This window comes from Pseudomonas sp. GW823-FHT06E10 (assembly GCF_058794995.1).
Genome location: NZ_JBXAHJ010000013.1, coordinates 1 through 26,067, shown reverse-complemented (window position 1 = coordinate 26,067; position 26,067 = coordinate 1). Strand labels below are relative to the sequence as shown.

Here is a 26,067-nt window from a genome sequence, read left to right as displayed (position 1 = left end):
CGATGACGCAGGCTGTCTGAAAAAACGCGTCGCATTCAAACTCATCGCGAGCAAGCTCGCTCCTACAAGGTCTGTGTTGGTTTCAATAAGGAAAAGGCCATGTCTCTAGCGGTGATTCAAATGGTCAGCCAGAGCGATGTGCTGGCCAATCTGGCCCAGGCCCGTCGGCTGCTCGAGCAAGCGGCCGCCGGTGGCGCGAAGCTCGCGGTATTGCCGGAGAACTTCGCCGCCATGGGCCGGCGCGACATTGCCGACATCGGGCGCGCCGAAGCACTGGGCGAAGGCCCGATCCTGCCCTGGTTGAAACAGACCGCACGCGACCTCAAGTTATGGATTGTGGCCGGCACGTTGCCGTTGCCGCCGGTGGATCAACCGGCGGCCAAGGTGCATGCCTGTTCGTTGCTGGTCGATGACCAGGGTGAAACGGTGGCGCGCTACGACAAGCTGCACCTGTTCGACGTCGACGTGGCCGACAATCGCGGCCGTTATCGTGAATCCGATGACTATGCTTATGGCAGTGGGGTCGTGGTGGCGGACACACCGGTTGGGCGGGTTGGCCTGACGGTCTGTTACGACTTGCGCTTCCCGGAGCTGTACAGCGAATTGCGCGCGGCCGGTGCGGAACTGATTACCGCCCCTTCGGCCTTCACGGCAGTGACCGGCGCGGCGCATTGGGATGTACTGATTCGCGCACGGGCCATCGAGACACAATGTTATGTGCTCGCGGCTGCCCAGGGTGGGACGCATCCGGGGCCGCGGGAAACTTTCGGTCATGCTGCCATCATCGACCCGTGGGGGCGTGTGCTGGCACAACAGGATCAAGGCGAGGCCGTGCTGCTGGCCGAACGCGACAGCAGCGAACAGGCGTCCATCCGGGCGCGGATGCCGGTGTCCAGTCACCGGCGCTTTTTCTCGCAGGGCGCCCAGCGACCTGCATCAGAACGACGAATTTAAGGCGTAAAGCATATGAGCGAGTTGTTGTCCTCAGTCAGTGAACACCTGCTGGCGCCCGGTGGCGTCACGATCGAGAGCCTGCAAGGCGTGCTAGGCGACCTGGCCGGGCCGGGCATCGATGCGGCCGACCTGTATTTCCAGGGGCAGATCTCCGAGTCCTGGGCGCTGGAAGACGGCATCGTCAAGGAAGGCAGCTTCAACCTTGACCAAGGTGTGGGCGTGCGCGCGCAATCGGGTGAAAAAACCGGTTTTGCCTACAGCAATGCCATCACCCTGGAAGCCCTTGGCGCGGCGGCGCGGGCCGCCCGTTCGATTTCCCGCGCTGGCCAGAATGGCACCGTGCAGGCATTCACCAGCCAGGATGTCGCGCAGTTGTATGCGCCGGACAATCCCCTGGAAGTGCTGACCCGTGCCGAGAAAGTCGATTTGCTCAAGCGAGTCGATGCCGCGACCCGCGCCCTCGACCCACGCATCCAGCAAGTCACCGTGAGCATGGCCGGTGTCTGGGAGCGGATTCTGGTGGCTTCCACCGACGGCGGTCTGGCGGCGGATGTACGGCCGCTGGTGCGCTTCAACGTCAGCGTGATCGTCGAGCAGAACGGTCGCCGCGAGCGCGGGGGGCACGGTGGTGGCGGTCGGACCGATTACCGTTATTTCCTCGGCGAAGACCGCGCCATGGGCTATGCCCGTGAAGCGTTGCGCCAGGCGCTGGTCAACCTCGAAGCCATTCCGGCACCGGCCGGTACCTTGCCGGTGGTGCTCGGTTCCGGCTGGTCGGGCGTGTTGCTGCACGAAGCGGTCGGTCATGGTCTGGAAGGCGACTTCAACCGCAAGGGCAGTTCGGCCTACAGCGGTCGCATGGGCGAGATGGTTGCGTCGAAGCTGTGCACCATTGTCGATGACGGCACCCTGGCCGGTCGCCGTGGCTCGTTGAGTGTCGACGACGAAGGCACGCCGACCGAGTGCACCACGCTGATCGAAAACGGCGTACTCAAAGGCTACATGCAGGACAAGCTCAACGCCCGCCTGATGGGCGTGGCACGCACCGGTAACGGCCGTCGCGAATCCTACGCGCACCTGCCGATGCCGCGCATGACCAACACCTACATGCTCGCCGGCGAAAGCGACCCGGCGGAAATCATCGCTTCGGTGAAGCGCGGCATTTACTGCGCCAACCTGGGTGGCGGTCAGGTGGACATCACCAGCGGCAAGTTCGTGTTCTCCACCAGCGAGGCGTACCTGATCGAGGACGGCAAGATTACCGCTCCGGTCAAGGGCGCGACCCTGATCGGCAACGGGCCGGAAGCCATGAGCAAGGTGTCGATGGTCGGTAATGATCTGTCGCTGGACAGCGGCGTGGGTACGTGTGGCAAGGATGGGCAGTCGGTGCCAGTGGGTGTCGGCCAGCCAACGCTGAAGATTGATGCGATCACCGTGGGTGGCACGGGGTCGTAAGAAGTGAGGCTGCGGGTGAGCTGCGAGGCAGCTCACCCGCTTCGAGAATTAACGCAGACCGCGTTGAGTCTCGTCCAGCTCACGGATGTACTTGAAGATTTTACGGCTGGAAGCAGGAGGTTTGTTTTGCGCAACCTCATGCTGGGCCTGACGGATCAGGGATCGCAATTGCTGGCGGTCCGCGTCCGGGTAGTCGACGACGAATTTTTCCAGTACGGCATCGTCGCCGGCAATCAGACGATCGCGCCAGCGTTCCAGGTTATGGAAGCGTTCGTTGTATTGACGGGTGGAGGCATCGAGTTGATCGAGCAGAACCAGAATGGCGGCAGTGTCCTGATCGCGCATCAGTTTGCCGATGAACTGAAGGTGCCGTTTTCGCGCGATGTTCGCGGTGTGCTTGGGCGCATCGGCCAGAGCCCGACGCATTCCGTCGGTCAAGGGCAGTTTTGCCAGCAAGTCAGGCTTGAGTGTTGTAAGGCGCTCGCCAAGGTCAACCAGAGCATGCAGCTCGCGTTTGACCTGGGATTTGCTTTTTTCTCCCGTATCGAGGGAGTCGTCGTAAGAATCAACCATGGTGGCCGTCCGCAAAGAAACGCCGCCATGATAACCAGTCGGGGGCCGCTTGTCCGGCCCGGTCGCTCGATGACCGTTACCGAAAGCAGAATTTGAGTGGAGAACAGCATGAGTGCAGTTGAAAGCGTCGGCCCACAAGCGTTGCCGGCACTGCAGGAACAAGTCGAGCAGATCATCGCTGAAGCCAAGCGCCAGGGGGCCAGCGCCTGTGAAGTGGCGGTGTCGCTGGAGCAGGGGTTGTCGACTTCGGTGCGCCAGCGTGAAGTCGAAACCGTTGAGTTCAACCGCGACCAGGGGTTTGGCATCACCTTGTACGTGGGGCAGCGCAAAGGCTCGGCCAGCACCTCGGCCAGCGGTCCTGAAGCGATTCGCGAAACCGTCGCCGCTGCACTGGCCATTGCCAAACACACTTCGGAAGACGAAGCCTCGGGCCTTGCGGATGCCGCGCTGATGGCGCGCGATATTCCGGATTTCGACCTGTTCCACCAATGGGACATCACTCCGGAACAAGCCATCGAACAGGCCCTGGCCTGCGAAGCCGCGGCGTTTGCCGCCGACAGCCGGATCAAGAACGCCGACGGCACCACCCTCAGTACCCATCAGGGTTGCCGCGTGTATGGCAATAGCCACGGCTTTATCGGCGGTTACGCATCGACTCGGCACAGCCTGAGCTGCGTGATGATCGCCGAGGCCGATGGCCAGATGCAGCGCGATTACTGGTACGACGTGAACCGCCAGGGCAATCTGCTCGCCGACCCGGTGAGCATCGGTCAACGCGCTGCGCAACGGGCGGCGAGTCGTCTGGGCGCGCGTCCGGTGCCGACTTGCGAGGTGCCGGTGCTGTTTTCCGCAGAGTTGGCTGGGGGGCTGTTCGGCAGTTTCCTGTCGGCGATTTCCGGCGGCAGCCTGTATCGCAAGTCGTCTTTCCTCGAGGGCACCCTTGGGCAGAAGCTGTTTCCGGAGTGGCTGACCATCGACGAACGTCCGCATCTGATGCGGGCCATGGGCAGTGCAGCGTTCGACGGTGATGGTTTGGCAACCTACGCCAAACCGTTCGTCGAAAAGGGCGAGTTGGTGTCTTACATCCTCGGCACCTATTCCGGCCGCAAGCTCGGTATGCCGAGCACGGCCAACGCCGGCGGCGTGCACAACCTGTTCGTCACCCATGGCGACGAAGACCAGGCGGCGTTGCTGCGGCGCATGGGGCGTGGCTTGCTGGTGACTGAATTGATGGGGCAGGGCCTCAACATGGTCACCGGCGATTACTCCCGTGGTGCAGCGGGTTATTGGGTCGAGAACGGTGAAATCCAGTTCGCGGTCCAGGAAGTGACCATCGCCGGCAACATGCGCGACATGTTCAAGCAGATCGTTGCCGTGGGTAATGACCTGGAACTGCGCAGTAACATTCGCACCGGCTCGGTGCTGATCGAGCGGATGACGGTGGCAGGCAGCTAAGCCACGGCCGCTTCACCAAAAGGCGCGCCACCCATTGGGTGGCGCGCCTTTTTTGTTGGCTACAACTCAGATCCCCTGTGGGAGCGAGCTTGCTCGCGATAGCAGCGTGTCAGACGAAATCAATGTTGAAAGTGATGACGCCTTCGCGAGCAGGCTCGCTCCCACAATGGATCTGCTGTGTCGGCACGGACTTGTTTTGGTTCTCATTATCATATAATAATAAATCTCATTACCGAATGAGCCCCGGATCATGAGTTCTGCCTTGCACGAGCAGCCTTATCTCGAAAGCTGGCGCTGGATGAGTCGCCAGATCCGTTGCGCGATGAACCCCGACGAGCCTCGCCTGATCGACCACTACCTGGCCGAAGGCCGGTACCTGGCGTGTTGCACGGCCACCTCGCCGTGGACTGTCGCCGAAACTTCCTTCCGATTGTTGCTCGATACTGCCGCCGATGTCGCGCTGCCGTGGCACTGGCGCACTTACTGTCTCGACCAGGCCTGGCGCCCGCTGCGCGAACTGGAACGCCTCTCGTTGTGCAAATGCCGCCTCAAGCGCTGGCAGAGCTACACCTGGCAACTCGCTACCTGTGAGTTGCAGCCCTCGATTCCTCTCATAGAACTGATGCAAGGATCTCCCGATGAGTAATACCCGTATCGAACGCGACAGTATGGGCGAGCTTCAGGTCCCGGAAGACGCCCTCTACGGCGCACAGACCCAGCGTGCGGTGGATAACTTCCCGATCAGCGGCAAACCGATGCCGGTTCAGTTCATCCGCGCCTTGATCCTGGCCAAGGCAGCGGCCGCCCGCACCAACGTCGAGCTCAAGCAGATCGGCGAAGCCCAGGGCAAAGCCATCGTCGACGCAGCCCAGGGCTTGCTCGAAGGTGATTTCATGCAGCACTTCCCGGTGGATGTGTTCCAGACCGGTTCCGGCACCAGCTCGAACATGAACGCCAACGAAGTGATCGCCACGCTGGCCAGCCGCTTGCTGGGCGAGGCGGTGAACCCCAACGATCACGTCAACTGCGGGCAGAGCAGCAACGACATCATCCCGACCACCATTCACGTCAGCGCAGCACTGGCGCTCCATGAACAACTGCTGCCGGCGCTGACGCATCTGGTGCAGGTCATCGAGCGCAAGGCCGAGCAGGTTCATCACCACGTCAAAACCGGGCGTACGCACCTGATGGACGCCATGCCGGTGCGCATGAGCCAGGTGCTCAACGGTTGGGCGCAGCAGATCAAGGCCAACATCGGCCATCTGCAGGGCTTGCAGCCAAGCCTGCAATCCCTGGCTCAAGGCGGCACGGCGGTGGGCACGGGTGTCAACGCCCACCCCGAGTTCGCGGCGCGTTTCAGCCAGCAGCTAAGCAAATTGACCCGGGTTGAGTTCCAGCCAGGCAAGGACCTGTTCGCGCTGATCGGCTCCCAGGACACTGCCGTTGCCGTCTCCGGACAGCTAAAGGCCACTGCCGTGTCGCTGATGAAAATCGCCAACGATCTGCGCTGGATGAACTCCGGCCCGCTGGCCGGCCTTGGCGAGATCGAACTGCAAGCCTTGCAGCCGGGTTCTTCGATCATGCCGGGCAAGGTCAACCCGGTCATTCCAGAGGCCACCGCGATGGTCGCGGCTCAGGTCATCGGCAACGACAGTGTTATCACCATCGCCGGTCAGTCGGGCAATTTCGAACTGAACGTGATGCTGCCGATCATCGCCCAGAACCTGCTGAGCAGTATCGAGTTGCTGGCCAATTCCAGTCGTCTGCTGGCAGACAAGGCCATCGCCAGCTTCAAGGTCAACGAAGGCCGGATCAAGGAAGCACTGTCACGCAACCCGATTCTGGTTACCGCGCTCAACCCGATCATCGGTTACCAGAAGGCTGCCGAGATTGCCAAGAAGGCCTATCAGCAAGGTCGGCCGGTGATTGACGCCGCGCTGGAACACACCGACCTGACGCGCAGCCAACTGGAAGAATTGCTCAACCCGGAAAAACTCACTGCGGGCGGCGTCTAAGCCCCGTTACCGCTTTGGAGGCGCACCATGGAGCACTGGAAACGCACGATCGAAAGAGCCAATCGCTTTTTCATGCTGGGTGAACTGGTCGATGCCCGCGAGGCGTACCTGCAGGCATTGGCTCTGGCCCAGGTGCTGTTCGAGCGCTGGGCGGATGCCGACGAAGCGGTAGCGGCCTGCGTGATTTCCCATCACAACCTGGCGGACCTGCACTTGCGTCTGAATCAGCCGGAGGAGAGCGCCGAATACTTGTGTGCCATCCACCAACGGCTGCTGCACACCATGCAGGACCCGCGGCTACCTCAAACATTGCGAGAAGCCGCGTTGCGCCAGAGCAGCAAGACCTACGTCGAGCTGCTGAATTTCATCAGTGAGCACGGCGAGTATCCGCGTACACATCGGCTGCTGCACATCGATGTCGCTTCGCCTGCGCCTCATCATCATGGAGTCCATTGAACATGGCTTTTACCTTGCCTGCCTTGCCGTACGCCTACGACGCCCTGGAGCCGCACATCGATGCGCAGACCATGGAGATTCACTACACCAAGCATCACCAGACCTACATCAATAACCTGAACGCGGCTGTTGAAGGCACCGAGTATGCCGAGTGGCCCGTGGAGAAGCTGGTGTCCGCCGTTCAGCAACTGCCGGAAAAACTACGGACGGCGGTGATCAACCAAGGTGGCGGCCACGCCAATCATTCGTTGTTCTGGGAAGTCATGGCGCCCGACGGTGGTGGCGAGCCCGAAGGCGTGCTGGCCAAGGCCATTGATGAACAACTGGGCGGTCTCGATAGCTTCAAGGAAGCCTTTACCAAGGCCGCGTTGACCCGCTTCGGCAGCGGCTGGGCCTGGCTGAGCGTGACCCCGCAAAAGACCTTGGTAGTGGAAAGCAGCGGTAACCAGGACAGCCCGTTGATGAACGGCAATACCCCGATTCTGGGCCTCGACGTCTGGGAGCACGCCTATTACCTGCGTTATCAGAACCGTCGTCCGGAATACATCAGCGCGTTCTACCGCGTGATCAATTGGCCGCAAGTCGCTGCGCGCTATCAGGACGCACTGGTTTAAGTCTTCCATAAAAACAATCCAAGGCTGGACTATGGGCACTGAAACACTGGCGATCGGAAATGGACGGATGTTTCGTTACGCGTTTGGATCGCTGTTACTGCTGGCGGGAATGAGCCTTTTGGTTGCCCATGGGCTGGCATGGCTCGACCTTGAGCCGAAGTTGCTGCGCGCACTGCAGGGCGGTGCGATCTGCGCCTTGGGTACCGCGCTGGGCGCGGTGCCGGTGTTGGTGATTCGGCGGATGCCGCAGAGGCTCAGCGACACTTTGCTTGGCTTTGGCGCTGGCGTGATGCTGGCTGCGACGGCATTTTCGCTGATCGTTCCGGGCATCTCTGCCGCCGAAGGGCTTGGACTGTCACCTTGGGCGTCCAGTGGATTGATCAGCTTCGGCATTATGCTCGGCGCCTTCCTGTTGTTCCTGGTGGATCGGAAGGTCTCTGGCGCCAGCCCGGACATGCTGGTCGGCACGCTGGAACGACCGGTCATTGCTCCGCGGATCTGGCTGTTCGTATTTGCCATCATCGCCCACAACATCCCGGAAGGCATGGCGGTAGGTGTTTCGGCCGGTGGCGCAATGCCTGACGCCGACAGCCTGGCCATGGGCATTGCCTTGCAGGATGTACCGGAAGGGTTGGTCATCGCTTTGGTGCTGGCCGGGGCAGGGATGTCCCGGGGCAAGGCGTTCCTGATCGGTGCGGCGTCAGGTTTGGTAGAACCGGTGTTCGCACTGCTATGCGCGTGGCTGGTGAGCCTGGCCGAACTGCTGCTGCCTTTGGGATTGGCGCTGGCGGCAGGGGCGATGCTGCTGGTGGTGACCCACGAAGTCATTCCCGAGTCGCGCCGCAATGGTCATGACAAGCTTGCCAGTCTCGGGCTGCTGATGGGGTTTTGTTTGATGATGGTGATGGATACGGCCCTCGCTTGATTTGTGGTGAGGGGCTTTTGTGGTTGTATTACTCGCCTTCGTCGAAGAAGTTGTTGATCAACGCCACCAGAGCATCCAGCGCTTCCTGTTCCTGCTCGCCTTCTGTGCTCAAGTGGATCGTGGTGCCTTTGCCGGCGGCCAGCATCATCATCGCCATGATGCTTTTGCCATCGACCATGGACTGTGGTGTACGTCCGGCCCTGATCTGGCACGGGAACTGACCTGCTACCCCAACGAATTTTGCAGAAGCGCGAGCGTGCAGACCCAGTTTATTGATGATTTCGATTTCCAGAGCAGGCATCGCGATGTGAATCCTTTAGCTGAGGTCGCGGTGGCGGACCTGGACGTTCTTCAGGGATTGTTGCAGCGTTTGCCCCAGACGCTCGGTCAGGTAGACGGAACGGTGATGTCCGCCAGTGCAGCCAATGGCAATGGTGACGTAGGCGCGGTTGCTGGCGGCAAAGCGAGGCAGCCACTTTAGCAGGTATGTGGAAATGTCCTGGAACATCTCTTCGACATCCGGCTGAGCCGCCAGGTATTCGGCAACCGGTTGATCGAGCCCGGACTGTTCGCGCAACTCCGGTTTCCAGTAAGGGTTGGGCAGGCAGCGCACATCGAACACCAGGTCGGCGTCCACCGGCATGCCGCGCTTGAAGCCGAAGGATTCCACCAGGAACGCAGTACCGGGTTCCGGTTGATTCAACAGGCGCAGTTTGATGGCATCGCGCAGTTGATACAGGTTCAGGCTGGTAGTGTTGATCTTGAGATCGGCGAGGTCGGCAATCGGCCCGAGCAGGACGCTCTCGACGCTGATGGCTTCGGCCAGCGAGCGGTTGGCGTTGGTCAGGGGGTGACGCCGTCGGGTTTCCGAGAAGCGCTTGAGCAGTGTTTCTTCGTCGGCGTCCAGGTACAGCACATCGCACTGGATGTGGCGGGCACGGACTTCCTCGAGCAGGTCGGGGAAGCGTGACAGGTGGCTGGGCAGGTTGCGCGCGTCAATGGAAACGGCGACCAGCGGCTGCAACATCTCGGTATGAACCAGGGCGCGTTCGGCCAGCTCCGGCAGCAGACCGGCTGGCAGGTTGTCGATGCAGTAGTAGCCGCTGTCCTCAAGAACGTCGAGGGCGGTACTTTTACCTGAGCCGGAACGGCCACTGACGATGATCAAGCGCATGATTACTGACCGTTTTGCTCGTCAAGGACAACCTGATACAGGGCTTCGTTGCTTGCAGCACTACGCAGCTTTTCGCGAACTTCCTTGCGGTCGAGCATGCTGGCGATCTGTCGCAGCAGCTCAAGGTGCGCATCGGTGGCGGCTTCCGGGACCAACAGCACGAACAGCAGGTCAACCGGCGCGCCGTCGATGGCGTCGAAATCGATAGGGGCGTCCAGGTGCATCAATGCACTGATGGGCGAAACACAGCCCTTGAGACGGCAATGTGGAATAGCGATGCCATTGCCAAACCCGGTGGAACCGAGTTTTTCACGGGCGATCAGCGCCTCGAAGACATCTTGCATCTCCAGGGCCGGCACTTCGCGGGCGATAAGATTGGCAATTTGTTCGAGGGCTTTCTTTTTACTGCCTCCCGGCACGTTCACCAGGGAACGGCCGGGGGTCAGGATACTTTCAAGTCGGATCATGGGTTGGGAGTGTTAACGACCGGTTGCGCCCTGGAGGAGGCTCTGGGTCTTTTCCTTATGCTTTTTGAGTTGTTTATCCAGCTTGTCGGTGAGTGCGTCGATCGCGGCATACATATCGGTATGTTCCGCGTTGGCGACCACTTCATTCCCGGGAATATGCAGCGTGGCTTCGATTTTCTGCTTCAGTTTTTCGACGGTCATCGTGACCTGCACATTAGTGATCTTGTCGAAATGTCGCTCCAATCGTTCGAGTTTTTCGCCGATGTAGGTGCGAAGAGGTTCGGTCACTTCCAGTTGGTGTCCACTGATGTTGACTTGCATACAGCTTCTCCTTCGTTGCCAGTGCATAAAGCGGCAGATCAGATGATCTACCACTGGAACGCTGTGGCGTGGCCCTACATCAACCGCTTGCGTTCGCTCGAAGGCGCGATCCCGAGGGATTCGCGGTACTTGGCGACGGTGCGGCGAGCCACCTGAATGCCTTGTGCCTCCAGTAAACCAGCGATCTTGCTGTCACTCAACGGCTTTTTCTGATTTTCCGCTGCAACCAGTTTTTTGATGATCGCCCGGATCGCCGTGGACGAGCATTCGCCGCCTTCGGAGGTGCTTACGTGACTGGAAAAAAAGTACTTCAGTTCATAAATGCCCCGGGGGGTGTGCATGAACTTCTGGGTGGTCACCCGTGAAATCGTCGATTCATGCATGCCGACCGCTTCGGCGATGTCATGCAGGACCAGCGGCTTCATGGCTTCGTCGCCGTACTCCAGAAAGCCGCGCTGATGCTCGACGATCTGGGTGGCAACCTTCATCAGGGTTTCATTGCGGCTTTGCAGGCTCTTGATGAACCAGCGGGCCTCCTGCAACTGATTGCGCATGAAGGTATTGTCGGCGCTGGTGTCGGCGCGGCGCACGAAACCGGCGTACTGGGCATTGACCCGCAGCCGTGGCACCGACTCCTGATTGAGCTCCACCAGCCAGCGCTCGTTGTCCTTGCGCACGATGACGTCAGGAACGACGTACTCGGCTTCGGTGGACTCGATCTGCGAGCCCGGGCGCGGGTTGAGGCTCTGGACCAGCTCGATGACCTGGCGCAGCTCATCTTCCTTGAGCTTCATGCGACGCATCAACTGGCTGTAGTCGCGGCTGCCAAGCAGGTCGATGTAATCGGTGACCAGGCGCTTGGCCTCGGCCAGCCAAGGGGTCTTGGCAGGCAGCTGGCGCAATTGCAGCAGCAGGCATTCGCCCAGGTTGCGGGCGCCGATGCCGGCGGGCTCGAATTGCTGGATGCGGTGCAGGACGGCTTCGATTTCGTCCAGTTCGATGTCCAGTTCCGGGTCGAACGCTTCGAGGATTTCCTCGAGGGTTTCGTCCAGGTAGCCCTGATTGTTGATGCAGTCGATCAGGGTTACGGCGATCAGGCGATCGGTGTCGGACATCGGGGCCAGGTTCAGTTGCCACAGCAAGTGGCTCTGCAGGCTTTCGCCGGCCGAGGTGCGGGTGGTGAAGTCCCACTCGTCATCATCATTGCTGGGCAGGCTGCTGGCGCTGGTCTGGTAAACATCTTCCCACGCGGTGTCGACGGGGAGTTCGTTGGGGATACGCTCGTTCCAGTCACCCTCATCGAGGTTATCAACCGTCGGGGCGCTCTCCTGGTAGGAGGGCTCCTGGATGTCGGTGTTGGGCTTTTGTTCGGCGTTGTCGGCCAGGGGGTCGGAATTGTCGAAGTCGTCGCCTTCTTCCTGGCGTTCGAGCATCGGATTGGACTCCAGGGCCTCCTGGATTTCCTGTTGCAGGTCCAGGGTCGACAATTGGAGCAGGCGGATGGCCTGTTGCAGCTGCGGTGTCATCGTCAGCTGCTGGCCCATTCTCAAGACTAGCGATGGTTTCATGGCAGGGGCTTAACACCTTATTCGCCGGCGCACATGCGCCATCCACTACAGGGCGCCGGGGCGCCAAACTTAAGCAAATTATATGCCTGAAACTAAAGGGTTTGCCTAGAGCGCTGTAACAATAAAAAACTATAAAGCTGTGTTGCAGCGCTGCCCTTGTCGAGGGCTGACCACGCTTGTCGGCACGGAAGCGCTGGTGAGTGGCTGGTCAGGTGCCCGGGCAACTGCCTGGGCACGGCTCAGCGCTTACAGGCGGAACTCATGGCCCAGATACACTTCCTTGACCAGGTCGTTGGCCAGGATGGTCTCTGCGTCGCCTTCGGCAATCAGTTGGCCGTCATTGACGATATAGGCGGTTTCACAGATATCCAGGGTTTCACGAACGTTGTGGTCCGTGATCAGCACGCCAATGCCCTTGGCCTTGAGGTGGTGAATGATCTGCTTGATGTCGCCGACCGAAATCGGGTCCACGCCGGCGAAGGGCTCGTCGAGGAGGATGAATTTCGGGTTGGTGGCCAGGGCGCGGGCGATTTCCACGCGACGGCGCTCACCACCGGACAGGCTCATGCCCAGGTTGTCGCGGATGTGGCTGATGTGGAATTCCTGCAGCAGGCTTTCCAGCTCCTTGCGACGACCGGCCTTGTCGAGTTCCTTGCGGGTCTCGAGGATGGCCATGATGTTGTCGGCCACCGACAGTTTGCGGAAGATCGATGCTTCTTGCGGCAAGTAGCCGATACCAGCCTTTGCGCGGCCGTGCATCGGTTGGTGGCTGACGTCCAGGTCATCGATCAGGACGCGGCCCTGGTCGGCTTGCACCAGGCCGACGATCATGTAGAAGCAGGTGGTCTTGCCGGCGCCGTTCGGGCCAAGCAGGCCGACGATCTGGCCGCTGTCGATGGACAGGCTGACGTCACGCACGACCTGGCGGCTCTTGTAGCTCTTGGCCAGATGCTGAGCTTTCAGAGTTGCCATTACTGGGCCTTTTTCTCGTCGGTTTTCTTCTTCGGCTGGATCACCATGTCGATACGCGGACGCGCCTCGGTGATCTTGCTGCCTGTGGCTCGACCGGCGCTGGCGAGTTTCTTGTCCGTGTCGTAGACAATTTTCTCGCCTTGGGTGACGTTGTTGTCCTTGTCGACAACTTTGGCCTTGTCGATCAGTACGACGCGATTTTGCGAAGCGTGATACTGGATCGTCACGCCCCAACCCTGGACAGGCTTGGTGTCGCCAGCCGTTTGCAATTGCTCGAAGTACGCCAGGTTGCCCACCGAGGTCACTACGTCAATGTCGCCAGCCGGGGTGCGGGTGATGGTAACGGTGTTGCCTGTCACCTTCATCGAGCCTTGGGTGATGATCACGTCACCCTTATAGGTAGCAATACCTTGCTTGTCGTCCAGTTGGGCATCGTCGGCCTGAATACGGATAGGCTGCTGTTGGTCTTCCGGCAGAGCCCAGGCGCTCACGCTTCCCAGTGCTGCGCCCAGACTGAGCAAAATCGGGAGGGTTTTAACGAGCCTCATACTGTCCTCTTACGTTCGATAGCAGGTGTATCCTGCTTTCTTTCAAATACGCTTTCATTCCCTTGCCAGTCGATACACCGCCAGCGCCGTCGATTCTAACGTCTTGCTCGGTCTGCGCATATTGCTGCTGCGGGAACACGGTCATGCGGGTGCTGGTGATCAGGGTTCTACGGTTTTTCTCGTCGAAGCGCGTGATGCGCACGTCATCGATCAGTTCGACCTGTGTGCCATCAGGGTTGACCTCGCCGCGCAGGCTCTGGACGTGCCACGGGAATTCAGTGCCGCGGAACACGTTCAGGTCGGGGTTGGTCAGCAATGTCACCTCGGTCGCTTTCACGTGCTCGACCTTGTCGGACACCAGATCATATTGCAGCTTGCCGTCGGGCAGGTACTGCACGCTGTGGGCGTTGATGGCGTAATAGTCGATCGCGCTTTCATCGACCGGCGTTACCGGCTTGTCGAGGAAGCGTTCCGGGCTGATGTTCCAGTAGCCAACCGCAGCGAATATCGCCGCGATGCAACTGAACATCAGGGTGTTGCGAAATTTTTTGCTCAGCATAGTGGGCTCACAGGTACGCCGCATTGGCCGCGTCGAGGCGGTCCTGGGCGCGCAGGATCAATTCGCAGAATTCGCGAGCGGCACCTTCGCCGCCACGGGCGAGGGTGATGCCGTGGGCGTGTTCACGCACGAAGCTGGCGGCATTGGCCACCGCCATGCCCAGGCCGACGCGGCGAATCACCGGCAGGTCCGGCAGGTCATCGCCGAGGTAGGCCACCTGTTCATAGCTCAAGTTGAGTTGGGCCAGCAGTTCGTCGAGTACCACCAGTTTATCCTCGCGCCCCTGATAGAGGTGCGGGATACCGAGGTTTTTGGCCCGCCGCTCGACCACCGGGGTCTTGCGGCCACTGATGATGGCGGTCTGCACGCCGGCGGCCATCAGCATCTTGATGCCCTGGCCGTCGAGGGTGTTGAACGTCTTGAACTCGCTGCCGTCTTCGAGGAAGTACAGGCGCCCATCGGTCAGCACGCCATCGACATCGAACACCGCCAGCTTGATCTGTTTGCCGCGTTGCAGCAGGTCCGCACTCATCACATTACTCCTGCACGCAGCAAGTCGTGCATGTTCAAGGCGCCGACCGGGCGGTCTTCACTGTCGACTACGACCAGCGCGTTGATTTTATGGTCTTCCATGATTTTCAGCGCTTCGGCGGCGAGCATCTCGGCGCGGGCAGTCTTGCCGTGTGCTGTCATGACCTGGTCGATGGTAGCGCTATGGATGTCGATGCTACGGTCCAGCGTGCGACGCAAGTCACCGTCAGTAAAGATCCCGGCCAGCTTTCCGTCGGCTTCCAGGATCACGGTCATGCCCAGGCCTTTGCGGGTCATTTCCATTAGCGCGTCCTTCAGCAGGGTGCCGCGCTGTACCTGCGGTAACTCTTGCCCGGCGTGCATGACATTTTCCACTTTCAGCAGCAGGCGTCGGCCCAAGGCGCCGCCGGGATGGGAAAAGGCGAAGTCTTCGGCGGTAAAGCCACGGGCTTCCAGCAGCGCGACTGCCAAGGCATCGCCCATGACCAGGGCGGCGGTGGTCGACGAGGTGGGGGCCAGGTTCAACGGACAGGCTTCGTGCTCGACGTGAACATTCAGGTTGACCTCGGCGGCCTTGGCTAGCGGCGAGTCAGGCTTGCCGGTCACGCTGATCAACTGAATGCCCAGGCGCTTGATCAGTGGCAGCAGGGTCACGATTTCATTGGTGGAGCCGGAATTCGAGAGCGCCAGAATGATGTCGTCGCGGGTAATCATGCCCATGTCACCGTGGCTGGCTTCAGCCGGGTGCACAAAAAACGCCGTGGTGCCGGTGCTGGCCAAGGTCGCGGCAATCTTGTTGCCGATGTGTCCCGACTTGCCCATGCCGACCACGACCACGCGGCCTTTGCTGGCCAGAATCATCTCGCAAGCGCGTACGAAATCTGCGTCGATATGGGGTAGCAGGCCTTGCACGGCTTCTACCTCGAGGCGGATGGTGCGTTGTGCAGATTGAATCAGGTCGCTGGATTGGCTCATGTCAGAAATCGTATAGCCTGATGAAAAGGCGGCGATTATAACGGTTATGATCGAATCCCTCACGCTAGTTCGTCGCGCATTGCCATCCTTGTTGCCGGAAACCTTCTAAACGGGGCCTTCAACCTGTCATGCGGCTGAACATGACCTGGCTTTGGCCTTGGGCGCGCAGCCGTTGCAGTGATATAGTTCGCCGCCAGTTCGGCCTGCCCGGGAGGTATGTGCTTTTGTCAGAAAGCCAGGCGTCCGAGTGAGAGGCTGCATCGCAAGGAGTTTAGATGAGTGCCGATAACGCCTACGCGGTCGAGCTGAAGGGACTGTCCTTCAAGCGCGGTGCGCGCAGCATTTTCAATAATGTCGATATCCGTATCCCACGCGGCAAGGTCACCGGCATCATGGGGCCTTCCGGGTGTGGCAAGACCACGCTCTTGCGTCTGATGGGCGCCCAGTTGCGGCCCACCAAGGGCGAAGTCTGGGTCAACGGTCAGAACCTGCCAAAACTGTCGCGCAGCGACCTGTTCGACGCGCGCAAGCACATGGGCGTGCTGTTTCAGAGCGGCGCACTGTTTACCGACCTCGATGTCTTCGAGAACGTCGCTTTTCCGTTGCGTGTTCATACCCAGCTGCCGGATGAAATGATCCGCGACATTGTCCTGCTCAAATTGCAGGCCGTGGGCTTGCGCGGTGCTATCGAACTGATGCCCGACGAGCTTTCCGGCGGCATGAAGCGCCGTGTTGCGCTGGCCCGGGCGATTGCGCTCGACCCGCAGATCCTCATGTACGACGAGCCCTTTGTCGGCCAGGACCCCATCGCAATGGGCGTTCTGGTGCGCCTCATCCGGTTGCTCAACGATGCGCTGGGCATCACCAGCATCGTGGTATCCCACGACCTGGCCGAGACCGCGAGCATTGCCGACTACATTTATGTGGTGGGCGATGGTCAGGTGTTGGGGCAGGGGACGCCTGACGAGTTGATGAATTCGGATGAACCGCGCATTCGTCAGTTCATGACCGGCGAACCCGATGGCCCGGTTCCGTACCACTTTCCAGCGACGGATTACCGCGCAGATCTTCTGGGGAAGCGCTGATGCGCAGAATTTCATTGATGGAGCGCGTTCGCCGCTTCGGCCAGGCCGGCATCGATGTGCTGGCGGTGTTCGGGCGTTCGAGCCTGTTCCTGTTCCATGCCTTGCTCGGCCGGGGCGGTATCGGTGGCGGCTTCGGGCTGCTGGTCAAGCAGTTGCATTCGGTGGGCGTGATGTCCCTGGTGATCATCGTGGTCTCCGGGGTGTTCATCGGCATGGTGCTGGCGCTGCAGGGCTTCAACATTCTTTCCAGCTATGGTTCGGAGCAGGCTGTCGGGCAGATGGTGGCGCTGACGCTGCTGCGTGAACTGGGGCCGGTAGTGACCGCCTTGCTGTTCGCCGGGCGCGCAGGTTCGGCGTTGACCGCCGAAATCGGCAACATGAAGTCCACCGAGCAGTTGTCCAGCCTGGAAATGATCGGGGTCGACCCGCTCAAGTACATCATCGCGCCACGCCTGTGGGCCGGTTTCATTTCCCTGCCGGTGCTGGCGATGATTTTCAGCGTGGTGGGTATCTGGGGCGGCTCGTGGGTAGCGGTCGACTGGCTGGGGGTCTATGAGGGCTCCTACTGGTCGAACATGCAGAACAGCGTGACGTTCGCCGACGATGTGCTCAACGGGATCATCAAAAGTATCGTCTTTGCCTTTGTCGTGACCTGGATCGCCGTATTCCAAGGCTATGACTGCGAACCCACTTCCGAGGGGATCAGTCGTGCCACTACCAAGACCGTTGTATATGCCTCGTTGGCAGTACTCGGCCTGGACTTTATTCTGACCGCCTTGATGTTTGGAGATTTCTGATGCAAAACCGCACCCTGGAAATCGGTGTCGGCCTTTTCTTGCTGGCTGGCATCCTGGCTTTGCTTTTGTTGGCGTTGCGGGTCAGTGGCCTGTCCCCGACTCCGAGCACCGACACGTATAAACTTTACGCCTACTTCGACAATATCGCCGGTTTGACGGTCAGAGCAAAGGTGACCATGGCCGGTGTGACCATCGGCAAGGTCACGGCCATCGATCTGGATCGCGACAGTTTCACCGGTCGGGTGACCATGCAGCTGGAAAAACGCATCGATAATCTGCCGGCGGACTCCACTGCATCTATCCTGACTGCTGGCCTGTTGGGCGAGAAGTACATCGGTATCAGCGTGGGCGGGGAAGACACCCTGCTCAAGGATGGTGGAACCATCCATGACACGCAGTCATCGCTGGTGCTCGAAGACCTGATCGGTAAATTCCTGCTCAATACCGTTAGCAAAGAAGCTAAATGAGGAACTGTTAAATGATCTCTATCTTGCGACGTGGCCTGTTGGTAATGCTCGCGGTGTTTCCGTTGGTGTCCCACGCCGTAGCGGCGACTTCGGCGCACGATCTGGTGCAGGACACAACCAACCGTATGCTCGCGGACCTGGCGGCAAACAAAGAGAAGTACAAGCAGGATCCGCAAGACTTTTATGCGGCACTGAACACCATCGTCGGGCCGGTCGTGGATGCCGAGGGTATTTCCAAGAGCATCATGACGGTCAAGTACTCGCGCAAAGCTACGCCTGCACAGATGAAAACCTTCGAAGAAAACTTCAAGAAGGGTCTGTTCCAGTTCTATGGCAATGCCTTGCTGGAGTACAACAACCAGGGCATCACCGTTGAACCGGCCAAAGACGAGTCGGGCGACCGTACCAGTGTAGGCATGACTGTCAAAGGCAGCAGCGGCGCGATCTATCCAGTGTCCTACACGCTGGAAAAGATCAACGGCGAGTGGAAACTGCGTAACGTCATCATCAATGGCATCAATATCGGCAAGCTGTTCCGCGATCAGTTCGCCGACGCGATGCAGCGCAATGGCAACGACCTGGACAAGACCATCAATGGTTGGGCCGGGGAAGTCGCCAAGGCCAAGGAAGCCACCGACAAGAAACCAGAGCAGTCAGCCCAATGAGTGAGTCGGCAGTCCAGATGGACGAAGCGGGCGAGTTGCGACTCAGTGGCGTGCTGGATTACCGCACCGGCCCTGGCCTGCGCGAGCAGGGCAAGGCGCTGATCAAGGCCAGCAACGCTGCAGCGCTGGTGGTCGATTGCTCGGCGGTAACCAAGTCCAGCAGTGTCGGTTTGTCGTTGCTGCTGTGCTTTATCCGTGATGCGCAGGAGGCCGGCAAGGCCCTGAGCATCCGTGGGATGCCGGAAGACATGCGTGAAATCGCTCAGGTCAGCGAGCTGACCGAGCTGTTGGCGCGTCCCTAACCCGCATCTATGAAGAAGCCCCCCGTCTGAGTCCTGCTTGGCGGGGTTCGCAGGCGCGGGGCTTTTTTGTATGATGTCCGACCCGCGCGCACAGGGCGCCGATTGAGGTTGAGCATGCAGGCCAACGAAGTTAAGAGCTTTCTTGAAGGAAAGCTGCCCGGAACGAAAGTAGAAGTCGAGGGCGAAGGCTGCAATTTCCAGCTGAACGTGATTAGCGATGAACTGGCGGCGTTGAGCCCGGTCAAGCGTCAGCAGCAGGTCTATGCCCATTTGAACCCATGGATCACCGATGGCAGCATCCATGCGGTCACTATGAAATTTTTCAGCAGCGCGGCCTGGGCCGAGCGCACCTGAGCCCAAGGGCGTCGAGATTCTTATGGATAAATTGATTATTACTGGCGGTGCTCGTCTTGACGGCGAGATCCGCATCTCCGGGGCAAAGAACTCTGCCCTGCCGATCCTGGCGGCTACCCTGCTGTGCGATGGCCCGGTGACTGTGGCCAACCTGCCGCACCTGCACGACATCACCACCATGATCGAGCTGTTCGGGCGCATGGGTATCGAACCTGTGATCGACGAGAAGCTGGCCGTCGAAATCGACCCGCGCACCATCAAGACCCTGGTCGCACCTTACGAACTGGTTAAAACCATGCGTGCGTCGATTCTGGTGCTCGGTCCGATGGTTGCTCGTTTCGGTGAAGCCGAAGTCGCCTTGCCTGGCGGTTGCGCCATCGGTTCGCGTCCGGTTGACCTGCACATCCGTGGCCTGGAAGCCATGGGCGCCGTCATCGACGTCGAAGGCGGCTACATCAAGGCCAAGGCGCCTGAAGGTGGCCTGCGCGGTGCGCACTTCTTCTTCGATACCGTCAGTGTGACCGGTACCGAAAACATCATGATGGCCGCGGCCTTGGCCAAGGGCCGTAGCGTCCTGCAAAACGCCGCTCGCGAGCCTGAAGTGGTCGACCTGGCGAACTTCCTGAACGCCATGGGCGCCAAGGTTTCCGGCGCCGGTACCGATACCATCACCATCGATGGCGTCGAGCGTCTGCACACCACCACTTATAAAGTAATGCCTGACCGCATCGAAACCGGCACCTATCTGGTGGCGGCGGCGGTGACCGGTGGTCGTGTGAAGGTCAAGGATACGGATCCGACCATCCTCGAAGCCGTTCTGGAAAAACTCCGTGAGTCCGGTGCCGAAATCACCTGTGGCGAAGACTGGATCGAGCTGAACATGCACGGTAAGCGTCCGAAAGCCGTCAACGTGCGGACCGCTCCGTACCCGGCGTTCCCGACCGACATGCAGGCGCAGTTCATCTCCCTCAACGCCATTGCCGAAGGCACCGGCGCTGTGATCGAGACGATCTTCGAAAACCGCTTCATGCACGTCTACGAGCTGCACCGCATGGGCGCCAAGATCCAGGTCGAAGGCAACACCGCCATCGTCACCGGCACCGAAAAGCTCAAGGGCGCGCCAGTGATGGCGACCGACCTGCGTGCTTCGGCCAGCCTGGTGATCTCGGCCCTGATCGCCGAAGGCGACACGCTGATCGACCGCATCTACCACATAGACCGTGGCTACGAGTGCATCGAAGAAAAACTGCAGATGCTGGGCGCCAAGATCCGTCGCGTTCCGGGCTAGTCCCTGCTGTATGGGCATAAGGACATGCCCGTTGATTTGTTGAAGTCGAGCCGTTTTCGGCTCGATGTGTGTCCGGCGCCATTTGCGACCGGGCATGAGTACCTTGATAAGGACTGACGTTTCCCATGTTGACCATCGCACTGTCCAAGGGCCGCATCCTTGACGACACCCTGCCGCTTCTGGCTGAAGCGGGCATCGTGCCGACCGAGAATCCGGACAAGAGCCGCAAGCTGATCATTCCCACGACCCAGGAAGATGTACGCCTGCTGATCGTGCGTGCCACCGATGTGCCGACTTACGTCGAGCATGGTGCCGCCGACCTCGGTGTCGCCGGTAAAGATGTGCTGATGGAATACGGCGGCCAGGGCCTGTATGAGCCGCTGGACCTGCAAATTGCCCAGTGCAAGCTGATGACCGCCGGCAAGGTCGGCGCGGTCGAGCCCAAGGGCCGCCTGCGTATCGCCACCAAGTTCGTCAACGTTGCCAAGCGCTACTACGCCGAGCAGGGCCGTCAGGTCGACATCATCAAACTCTACGGTTCGATGGAGCTGGCGCCGCTGATCGGCCTGGCGGACAAGATCATCGACGTGGTCGACACTGGTAACACGCTGCGGGCCAACGGTCTGGAGCCACAGGATTTCATTGCTGCCATCAGCTCCCGGCTGATCGTCAACAAAGCTTCGATGAAGATGCAGCACGCCCGTATCCAGGCGTTGATCGACACCCTGCGCAAGGCAGTGGAGTCTCGACACCGCGGCTGATTCACCTGCGCGACGTTAAGTCGCGCCCGTCTATCCGCCTCATAGCCAGAATTCTCAGGTGCCCAAGCGGAAACGACTGCTAAGTTAGGGCGCCTGAGTTTTTGCCATTCCTATGAGGCTCTCGCTATGACCGCACCGACTGCAATTCGCCGACTCAACGCTGCTGACCCGGATTTCGCGCATCATCTGGATCATCTGCTGAGCTGGGAAAGTGTGTCTGACGACTCGGTCAATCAGCGGGTGCTGGACATCATCAAGGCTGTGCGTGAGCGTGGCGACGCGGCACTGGTGGACTTTACCCGCCAGTTCGACGGCCTGGACGTGAAGTCCATGGCCGACCTGATCCTGCCGCGTGAGCGTCTGGAATTGGCACTGACGCGCATTACCGTGGCCCAACGCGAAGCGCTGGAAGTCGCCGCCGCCCGTGTGCGCAGCTACCACGAAAAACAGAAGCAGGACTCCTGGAGCTACACCGAGGCCGACGGCACCGTGCTGGGCCAGAAAGTCACGCCGCTGGACCGTGCCGGCCTGTACGTTCCGGGTGGCAAGGCGTCGTACCCGTCGTCGGTGTTGATGAACGCGATTCCGGCCAAGGTCGCCGGCGTCACCGAAGTGGTCATGGTCGTGCCGACCCCGCGCGGTGAAATCAATGAACTGGTGCTGGCCGCTGCCTGCATCGCCGGCGTCGACCGTGTGTTCACCATCGGTGGCGCTCAAGCCGTTGCCGCATTGGCTTACGGCACCGAAAGCGTGCCGAAGGTCGATAAAGTGGTCGGCCCGGGCAACATCTATGTCGCCACCGCCAAGCGCCACGTGTTTGGCCAGGTCGGAATCGACATGATCGCCGGTCCCTCCGAGATCCTGGTGGTGTGCGACGGCCAGACCGATCCGGACTGGATCGCCATGGACCTGTTCTCCCAGGCCGAGCACGACGAAGACGCCCAGGCGATTCTGGTCAGCCCCGACGCCGAATTCCTCGACAAGGTCGCCGCCAGCATCGCCAAGCTGATGCCGACCATGGAGCGCGCCGCGATCATCGAAACCTCGATCAATGGCCGTGGTGCACTGATCAAGGTGCGCGACATGGAGCAAGCCATCGAAGTGGCCAACCGCATCGCGCCGGAGCACCTCGAATTGTCCGTTGCCGATCCACAAGCCTGGCTGCCGCAGATCCGCCACGCCGGCGCGATCTTCATGGGCCGCCACACTTCTGAAGCCTTGGGCGACTACTGCGCAGGTCCCAACCACGTGTTGCCGACCTCCGGCACCGCGCGTTTCTCCTCGCCGCTGGGTGTGTATGACTTCCAGAAACGCTCGTCGATCATCTTCTGTTCCGAGCAGGGCGCTTCCGAGTTGGGCAAAACCGCTTCCGTGCTGGCCCGTGGCGAATCGCTGACCGCCCACGCGCGTAGCGCCGAGTACCGCATCGTCGACGAAGACTTTCCACAAGGGCAGGGGAACTGAACATGAGTAAATTCTGGAGCCCGTTCGTCAAGAATCTGGTGCCTTACGTCCCGGGCGAGCAGCCGAAGCTGGCAAAACTGGTGAAGCTAAACACCAATGAAAATCCGTACGGTCCATCGCCCAAAGCCTTGGCCGCGATGCAAACCGAACTGAACGACAACCTGCGTCTGTACCCGGACCCGAACAGCGATCTGCTGAAGAACGCGGTCGCCAGGTACTACGGTGTTCAAAGCAATCAAGTGTTCCTCGGCAACGGTTCCGATGAAGTGCTGGCGCACATCTTCCACGGTTTGCTGCAGCACGATCAGCCGCTGTTGTTCCCGGACATCAGCTACAGCTTCTACCCGGTCTACTGCGGTTTGTACGGCATCAAGTTCGACGCGGTGCCGCTGGACGAGCAGTTCCAGATCAACCCGGCGGACTATGCCAGGCCGAACGGCGGGATCATCTTCCCCAACCCGAACGCGCCGACCGGCTGCCTGTTGGCGCTGGAAGCGGTGGAGCAGATTCTCAAGGCAAGCCCGGATTCGGTGGTGGTGGTCGACGAGGCCTACATCGACTTCGGTGGCGAGACGGCAATCACCCTGGTGGACCGTTATCCGAACCTGCTGGTGACCCAGACCCTGTCCAAGTCCCGTTCCCTGGCGGGCCTGCGGGTTGGATTGGCGGTCGGCCATCCGGACCTGATCGAGGCGCTGGAGCGGATCAAGAACAGCTTCAACTCCTATCCGCTGGATCGCATGGCGAATGTCGGCGCTGCCGCCGCGTTCGAGGATCGCGAGTATTTCGACAAGACCTGCCGGTTGGTGATCGAGAATCGCGAGAAGGTCGTTGCACAGCTGGAGGAGAAGGGTTTTGAAGTGCTGCCATCGGCGGCGAACTTCATTTTTGCCCGTCACCCCCGGCACGATGCGGCGGGGCTTGCGGCGAAGCTGCGCGAGCAAGGCGTGATCGTCCGGCACTTCAAGCAGGAGCGGATTGCCCAGTTCCTGCGGATCTCCATCGGCACGCCGGAGCAGAATCAGGCGCTGATCGACGGCCTGGGCGACTTGTAAAACCAGGCACGACCCTGTGGGAGCGAGCTTGCTCGCGATAGCGGATTTACAGTCAACGAGTATGTTGAATGTTATTGCCTCATCGTCGGAGCGCCGCCCGGAGCAAGCTCGCTCCCACAGGTTTTTGGGTTGTCCGCTTACTCTTCTTCTTTTTCCTTGATCGGAGCCGGCGGCGGACGCAGGCCGACTTCAGCCATCAGCTTGAGCTCCTTGCCGTTGCGCATCACCTCGATCGCGACCTTGTCGGTCGGCTTGATCCGCGCTACCTGATTCATCGAGCGACGGCCATCACCGGCCGGTTCGCCATCGATGGCAAGAATCACATCACCCAGTTGCAGACCGGCCTTCTGTGCCGGGCCATCGCGGAAAATTCCCGCCACGACAATGCCTGGACGACCGGACAAGCCGAACGACTCGGCCAGTTCCTGGGTCAGCGGCTGCACCTCGATACCCAGCCAGCCACGAATCACCTGGCCGTGCTCGATGATCGACTTCATCACTTCCATCGCCAGCTTCACGGGGATTGCGAACCCAATGCCCTGGGAGCCCCCGGACTTGGAAAAGATCGCCGTGTTGATGCCGGTCAGGTTGCCGATGGCATCCACCAGCGCACCGCCTGAGTTGCCCGGGTTGATCGCCGCATCGGTCTGGATGAAGTCTTCGTAGTTGTTCAGGCCCAATTGATTGCGCCCGGTGGCGCTGATGATGCCCATGGTTACGGTCTGGCCGACGCCGAAGGGGTTGCCGATGGCCAGCGCCACATCGCCGATGCGGATGTTGTCGGAACGCCCCACGGTGATCGCCGGCAGGTTTTTCAAGTCGATTTTCAGAACCGCGAGGTCGGTCTCCGGGTCGCTGCCGATCACTCGCGCCAGGGTTTCCCGGCCGTCCTTGAGCGCCACCACGATCTGGTCGGCACCGCTGGTCACGTGGTTGTTGGTCAGGATGTAGCCTTCCGGGCTCATGATCACGCCGGAACCGAGGCTCGACTCCATGCGTTTCTGCTTGGGCGAGTTATCGCCGAAGAAGCGACGAAACTGCGGATCTTCGAACAGCGGATGGTTGGGTTTGTTGATGACTTTGGTGGTGTACAGGTTCACCACCGATGGCGCCGCGGTGGATACCGCTTCGGCATAAGACACCGGACCCTGCTGCATGCTGGTGGTTTGCGGCGCTTGTTGCAGATTGACGTCGAGGCTCGGGAGCCCGACCCATTGCGGGTAACGCTGGATTATCAAAAGAGCGACAAGCACGCCGGCCAACAGCGGCCAGCCGGAAAAACGCAGCGCCTTGAGCATTAAGCAGTTCCTGAGAGAGTTGCAGGCGGTCTGAGACCGCTCATAATGACGCGCATTATACGAGGCCGCACGCGCCTCTGAACGGGATATTTAGGAGTCTTTTATGGCCGTCGCCCTGAGCACCCTGGTCGAAGAAGCCGACCGCTACCTCAACAGCGCCAAAATCGCCGATTATTGCCCCAACGGCCTGCAGGTCGAGGGGCGGCCACAAGTGATGCGCATTGTCAGTGGGGTCACCGCCAGCCAGGCCCTGCTCGATGCGGCCGTGGAGGCCAACGCAGACCTGGTGCTGGTGCATCATGGCTACTTCTGGAAAGGTGAAAACCCGTGCATCACCGGCATGAAGCAGCGCCGCTTGAAGACCCTGCTCAAGCACGATATCAGCCTGTTGTCCTATCACCTTCCGCTGGACCTGCACCCGGACGTCGGCAATAACACGCAGCTCGCGCGACAGCTCGACATCACCGTCGAAGGACCGCTGGATCCGGACAACCTGAAGATTGTCGGCCTGGTCGGCTCGTTGAACGAGCCAATGATGCCCCGGGATTTCGCCCGCCGCGTCCAGGAAGTGATGGGGCGTGAGCCGCTGTTGATCGAAGGCAGCGCCATGGTACGCCGCGTCGGCTGGTGCACCGGTGGTGGCCAGGGTTACATCGATCAAGCCATTCTGGCGGGTGTCGATCTGTACCTCAGCGGCGAGGCTTCCGAGCAAACCTTCCACAGCGCCAGGGAAAACGACATCAGCTTCATCGCCGCCGGTCACCATGCGACCGAGCGCTACGGCGTTCAGGCGCTGGGGGATTATCTGGCCCGTCGGTTTGCACTGGAGCACATCTTCATCGATTGCCCGAATCCCATCTGAAAGCGCACCCTCTTCCTGTAGGAGCGAGCTTGAACTGGTCAAGTAATCCCGGACACCGGTTACGGTGTTTATGCCGCTTTTTGCTCCATGGCTATTGGCGACAGATA

31 protein-coding genes are annotated in these 26,067 nt (G+C 60.3%); 19 read left to right on the top strand and 12 right to left on the bottom strand.

Annotated elements, in window-relative coordinates; genetic code table 11:
• Positions 1–99: 99 nt before the first annotated feature.
• Together AC1Q6Y_RS20365 and tldD are read left to right on the top strand one after the other, a co-directional pair.
• Positions 100–954 (top strand): carbon-nitrogen hydrolase family protein, encoded by an 855-nt coding sequence (locus tag AC1Q6Y_RS20365; protein ID WP_218494920.1) that lies wholly within the window; start codon positions 100–102, stop codon positions 952–954.
• A 12-nt stretch (positions 955–966) separates the two neighbouring features.
• Positions 967–2,409, top strand: coding sequence for a metalloprotease TldD (tldD, locus tag AC1Q6Y_RS20360; protein ID WP_102669080.1), 1,443 nt, complete (start codon positions 967–969; stop codon positions 2,407–2,409).
• Between the two features lie 48 nt (positions 2,410–2,457).
• On the opposite strand, the gene yjgA is transcribed toward tldD, so the two are convergent.
• On the bottom strand, positions 2,458–2,982 hold the full coding sequence (gene yjgA / locus AC1Q6Y_RS20355) for a ribosome biogenesis factor YjgA (protein ID WP_056728351.1): 525 nt from the start codon (positions 2,980–2,982) through the stop codon (positions 2,458–2,460).
• A gap of 108 nt (positions 2,983–3,090) precedes the next feature.
• On the opposite strand from yjgA, the gene pmbA reads away from it, so the two are divergent.
• The 6 genes from pmbA to AC1Q6Y_RS20325 all read left to right on the top strand — a co-directional run bounded on the left by pmbA (position 3,091) and on the right by AC1Q6Y_RS20325 (position 8,447).
• Positions 3,091–4,437 carry a metalloprotease PmbA gene (gene pmbA / locus AC1Q6Y_RS20350; RefSeq protein WP_492625045.1) on the top strand — a complete coding sequence of 449 codons (1,347 nt, stop codon included), beginning with the start codon at positions 3,091–3,093 and terminating at the stop codon, positions 4,435–4,437.
• Between the two features lie 250 nt (positions 4,438–4,687).
• Positions 4,688–5,083 carry a FagA protein gene (locus AC1Q6Y_RS20345; protein WP_090453084.1) on the top strand — a complete coding sequence of 132 codons (396 nt, stop codon included), beginning with the start codon at positions 4,688–4,690 and terminating at the stop codon, positions 5,081–5,083.
• The gene (locus tag AC1Q6Y_RS20340; protein WP_492625044.1) at positions 5,076–6,452 is read left to right on the top strand and encodes a class II fumarate hydratase; all 1,377 of its coding nucleotides are present in this window, start codon (positions 5,076–5,078) and stop codon (positions 6,450–6,452) included. The genes AC1Q6Y_RS20345 and AC1Q6Y_RS20340 overlap by 8 nt, the downstream gene beginning before the upstream one ends.
• Before the next feature lie 27 nt (positions 6,453–6,479).
• Complete coding sequence (locus tag AC1Q6Y_RS20335) at positions 6,480–6,908, top strand: DUF2753 family protein (RefSeq protein WP_492625043.1); 429 nt, start codon at positions 6,480–6,482, stop codon at positions 6,906–6,908.
• Between the two features lie 2 nt (positions 6,909–6,910).
• On the top strand, positions 6,911–7,522 hold the full coding sequence (locus AC1Q6Y_RS20330) for a superoxide dismutase (protein WP_492625042.1): 612 nt from the start codon (positions 6,911–6,913) through the stop codon (positions 7,520–7,522).
• Positions 7,523–7,553: 31 nt separating this feature from the next.
• Entirely contained in the window at positions 7,554–8,447 is an 894-nt protein-coding gene (locus tag AC1Q6Y_RS20325; RefSeq protein ID WP_057716421.1) for a ZIP family metal transporter, read from the top strand.
• A 28-nt stretch (positions 8,448–8,475) separates the two neighbouring features.
• Here AC1Q6Y_RS20325 and AC1Q6Y_RS20320 read toward each other — a convergent pair whose 3' ends face one another.
• The 10 genes from AC1Q6Y_RS20320 to AC1Q6Y_RS20275 all read right to left on the bottom strand — a co-directional run bounded on the left by AC1Q6Y_RS20320 (position 8,476) and on the right by AC1Q6Y_RS20275 (position 15,562).
• A complete protein-coding gene (locus tag AC1Q6Y_RS20320) occupies positions 8,476–8,748 on the bottom strand; it encodes an HPr family phosphocarrier protein (protein WP_057716420.1) in 273 nt (90 codons plus the stop codon).
• A 15-nt stretch (positions 8,749–8,763) separates the two neighbouring features.
• Positions 8,764–9,621, bottom strand: coding sequence for an RNase adapter RapZ (gene rapZ / locus AC1Q6Y_RS20315; protein ID WP_057716419.1), 858 nt, complete (start codon positions 9,619–9,621; stop codon positions 8,764–8,766).
• A gap of 2 nt (positions 9,622–9,623) precedes the next feature.
• Positions 9,624–10,088 carry a PTS IIA-like nitrogen regulatory protein PtsN gene (gene ptsN, locus AC1Q6Y_RS20310; RefSeq protein ID WP_008046148.1) on the bottom strand — a complete coding sequence of 155 codons (465 nt, stop codon included), beginning with the start codon at positions 10,086–10,088 and terminating at the stop codon, positions 9,624–9,626.
• A 12-nt stretch (positions 10,089–10,100) separates the two neighbouring features.
• Positions 10,101–10,409, bottom strand: coding sequence for a ribosome hibernation-promoting factor, HPF/YfiA family (gene hpf / locus AC1Q6Y_RS20305; RefSeq protein WP_007941242.1), 309 nt, complete (start codon positions 10,407–10,409; stop codon positions 10,101–10,103).
• Positions 10,410–10,483: 74 nt separating this feature from the next.
• Positions 10,484–11,977, bottom strand: a complete 1,494-nt coding sequence (locus tag AC1Q6Y_RS20300; RefSeq protein ID WP_015093497.1) for an RNA polymerase factor sigma-54 — start codon at positions 11,975–11,977, stop codon at positions 10,484–10,486.
• Between the two features lie 246 nt (positions 11,978–12,223).
• Positions 12,224–12,949: an LPS export ABC transporter ATP-binding protein gene (gene lptB, locus AC1Q6Y_RS20295; RefSeq protein ID WP_008054366.1), complete on the bottom strand. Its 726-nt coding sequence runs from the start codon at positions 12,947–12,949 to the stop codon at positions 12,224–12,226.
• On the bottom strand, positions 12,949–13,497 hold the full coding sequence (lptA, locus tag AC1Q6Y_RS20290) for a lipopolysaccharide transport periplasmic protein LptA (protein WP_102669085.1): 549 nt from the start codon (positions 13,495–13,497) through the stop codon (positions 12,949–12,951). Before lptA ends, lptB begins: the two co-directional genes overlap by 1 nt.
• Entirely contained in the window at positions 13,484–14,056 is a 573-nt protein-coding gene (gene lptC, locus AC1Q6Y_RS20285; protein WP_057716417.1) for an LPS export ABC transporter periplasmic protein LptC, read from the bottom strand. The genes lptA and lptC overlap by 14 nt, the downstream gene beginning before the upstream one ends.
• A 7-nt stretch (positions 14,057–14,063) precedes the next feature.
• A complete protein-coding gene (locus AC1Q6Y_RS20280; protein ID WP_008018712.1) occupies positions 14,064–14,588 on the bottom strand; it encodes a KdsC family phosphatase in 525 nt (174 codons plus the stop codon).
• Entirely contained in the window at positions 14,588–15,562 is a 975-nt protein-coding gene (locus AC1Q6Y_RS20275) for a KpsF/GutQ family sugar-phosphate isomerase (RefSeq protein WP_057716416.1), read from the bottom strand. Before AC1Q6Y_RS20275 ends, AC1Q6Y_RS20280 begins: the two co-directional genes overlap by 1 nt.
• Before the next feature lie 275 nt (positions 15,563–15,837).
• On the opposite strand from AC1Q6Y_RS20275, the gene AC1Q6Y_RS20270 reads away from it, so the two are divergent.
• The 10 genes from AC1Q6Y_RS20270 (at position 15,838) to hisC (ending at position 23,800) form a co-directional block, all read left to right on the top strand.
• Positions 15,838–16,647, top strand: a complete 810-nt coding sequence (locus AC1Q6Y_RS20270) for an ATP-binding cassette domain-containing protein (protein ID WP_007986707.1) — start codon at positions 15,838–15,840, stop codon at positions 16,645–16,647.
• The gene (gene mlaE, locus AC1Q6Y_RS20265; protein ID WP_057716415.1) at positions 16,647–17,444 is read left to right on the top strand and encodes a lipid asymmetry maintenance ABC transporter permease subunit MlaE; all 798 of its coding nucleotides are present in this window, start codon (positions 16,647–16,649) and stop codon (positions 17,442–17,444) included. Before AC1Q6Y_RS20270 ends, mlaE begins: the two co-directional genes overlap by 1 nt.
• Positions 17,444–17,911, top strand: coding sequence for an outer membrane lipid asymmetry maintenance protein MlaD (gene mlaD, locus AC1Q6Y_RS20260; protein WP_007970271.1), 468 nt, complete (start codon positions 17,444–17,446; stop codon positions 17,909–17,911). Before mlaE ends, mlaD begins: the two co-directional genes overlap by 1 nt.
• Positions 17,912–17,922: 11 nt before the next feature.
• Positions 17,923–18,576 (top strand): MlaC/ttg2D family ABC transporter substrate-binding protein, encoded by a 654-nt coding sequence (locus tag AC1Q6Y_RS20255; protein WP_057716414.1) that lies wholly within the window; start codon positions 17,923–17,925, stop codon positions 18,574–18,576.
• The gene (locus tag AC1Q6Y_RS20250) at positions 18,573–18,878 is read left to right on the top strand and encodes an STAS domain-containing protein (protein WP_057716413.1); all 306 of its coding nucleotides are present in this window, start codon (positions 18,573–18,575) and stop codon (positions 18,876–18,878) included. Before AC1Q6Y_RS20255 ends, AC1Q6Y_RS20250 begins: the two co-directional genes overlap by 4 nt.
• 114 nt (positions 18,879–18,992) lie before the next feature.
• Positions 18,993–19,232: a BolA family protein gene (locus AC1Q6Y_RS20245; protein ID WP_020796650.1), complete on the top strand. Its 240-nt coding sequence runs from the start codon at positions 18,993–18,995 to the stop codon at positions 19,230–19,232.
• Positions 19,233–19,254: 22 nt separating this feature from the next.
• Positions 19,255–20,520: a UDP-N-acetylglucosamine 1-carboxyvinyltransferase gene (gene murA, locus AC1Q6Y_RS20240; RefSeq protein ID WP_056728381.1), complete on the top strand. Its 1,266-nt coding sequence runs from the start codon at positions 19,255–19,257 to the stop codon at positions 20,518–20,520.
• A 125-nt stretch (positions 20,521–20,645) separates the two neighbouring features.
• Positions 20,646–21,281, top strand: a complete 636-nt coding sequence (gene hisG, locus AC1Q6Y_RS20235; RefSeq protein WP_008018703.1) for an ATP phosphoribosyltransferase — start codon at positions 20,646–20,648, stop codon at positions 21,279–21,281.
• Positions 21,282–21,407: 126 nt separating this feature from the next.
• On the top strand, positions 21,408–22,745 hold the full coding sequence (gene hisD, locus AC1Q6Y_RS20230; RefSeq protein ID WP_057716412.1) for a histidinol dehydrogenase: 1,338 nt from the start codon (positions 21,408–21,410) through the stop codon (positions 22,743–22,745).
• Between the two features lie 2 nt (positions 22,746–22,747).
• Positions 22,748–23,800 (top strand): histidinol-phosphate transaminase, encoded by a 1,053-nt coding sequence (hisC, locus tag AC1Q6Y_RS20225; protein WP_154861588.1) that lies wholly within the window; start codon positions 22,748–22,750, stop codon positions 23,798–23,800.
• 137 nt (positions 23,801–23,937) lie between these two features.
• On the opposite strand, the gene algW is transcribed toward hisC, so the two are convergent.
• Complete coding sequence (gene algW / locus AC1Q6Y_RS20220; protein WP_057716410.1) at positions 23,938–25,098, bottom strand: Do family serine endopeptidase AlgW; 1,161 nt, start codon at positions 25,096–25,098, stop codon at positions 23,938–23,940.
• 103 nt (positions 25,099–25,201) lie between these two features.
• Here algW and AC1Q6Y_RS20215 point away from each other — a divergent pair, with 103 nt between their 5' ends.
• Complete coding sequence (locus AC1Q6Y_RS20215) at positions 25,202–25,960, top strand: Nif3-like dinuclear metal center hexameric protein (protein ID WP_492625041.1); 759 nt, start codon at positions 25,202–25,204, stop codon at positions 25,958–25,960.
• Positions 25,961–26,067: the final 107 nt, after the last annotated feature.